Genomic DNA, 1,316 nt, shown 5'->3' on the forward strand with positions numbered 1-1,316 from the left:
GCGCCGAGGACCTCGGCGGCGCCGACGTGCACACGCGCATCTCCGGCGTGGCCGACCACTTCGCCGACAACGACCTGCAGGCGCTGGCGCGGGTCCGCGCGATCGTCGCCCAGCTCAACTGGCGCAAGCCGGCCCCCGCCCTGGCGCTGCGCACGCCGGAGCCGCCGCTGTATCCGGCCGAAGAACTGTACGGGGTGATCCCGGCCGACCCGCGCAAGCCGTTCGACGTGCGCGAGGTGATCGCGCGGGTGGTGGACGGCTCGCGCCTGGACGAATTCAAGGCGCGCTACGGCACCACCTTGGTCACTGGCTTCGCGCACATCCACGGCTATCCGGTGGGCATCGTCGCCAACAACGGCATCCTGTTCTCCGAGTCGGCGCTGAAGGGCGCGCACTTCATCGAGCTGTGCGCGCAGCGCGGCATCCCACTGGTGTTCCTGCAGAACATCACCGGCTTCATGGTCGGCCGCAAGTACGAGCACGGCGGCATCGCCAAGGACGGCGCCAAGCTGGTGATGGCGGTGGCCTGCGCCAAGGTGCCCAAGTTCACGGTGGTGATCGGCGGTTCGTTCGGCGCCGGCAACTACGGCATGTGCGGCCGCGCGTACTCGCCGAACTTCCTGTGGATGTGGCCGAACGCGCGCATCGGGGTGATGGGCGGCGAGCAGGCGGCGAGCGTGCTGGCGACGGTGCGTCGCGACGGCATCGCGGCCAAGGGCGGGCAGTGGTCGGACGCCGAGGAGACGGCGTTCAAGGCGCCGATCCGCGAGCAGTTCGAACGCCAGGGCCATCCGTACTACGCCAGTGCGCGGTTGTGGGACGACGGGGTGATCGATCCGGCGCAGACACGGCGGGTATTGGGGTTGGGCTTGTCGGCGGCGTTGAACGCGCCGGCGGAGCCGAGCCGGTTCGGGGTGTTCCGGATGTGAGTGGGCGCATGCGCTCCCGGTGGCAGGCGCGTTCGCGCGGGGATCGGCGGTGGTCACGCAGGTGGTCGCTGGCGATGCCGGCGGCAGTGTGTCCGGCGGTGGACGCCACGACCGGCTCCGCGGACGCGCTCGCTGCGACGGCCTCCGCTTTTGCTGCTGCTTTTGCTCCCGCTTTTGCTTTTGCTCCTGCATTTGCTCTTGCTCTGCCTTTGACTTACCGGGTCCCCTCGGCGCGGCAGCCGCGGCGGGGAAAAACCCGAAGGGCGGCGCACATGGATGTGCGCCGTTCGCGGCAGGGGCAGGATGCCCCTTCCGCGAATCCCCGACGTGGCTGCGGACCCGGAGCGCGCAGCGCGGAGGGCGCGCTGCGGGGTGTGCTTTCTTTTG

The 1,316-nt window shown here is 70.2% G+C and carries 1 protein-coding gene; it reads left to right on the forward strand.

The features are described from left to right. A partial coding sequence (locus D588_RS0116670) for a carboxyl transferase domain-containing protein (protein WP_017916786.1) occupies nt 1-929 on the forward strand: 929 nt, incomplete at its 5' end. Nucleotides 930-1,316 lie beyond the last annotated feature (387 nt).

The organism is Xanthomonas sp. SHU 308, assembly GCF_000364645.1.
In the GTDB taxonomy this organism is placed as follows: domain Bacteria; phylum Pseudomonadota; class Gammaproteobacteria; order Xanthomonadales; family Xanthomonadaceae; genus Xanthomonas_A; species Xanthomonas_A sontii.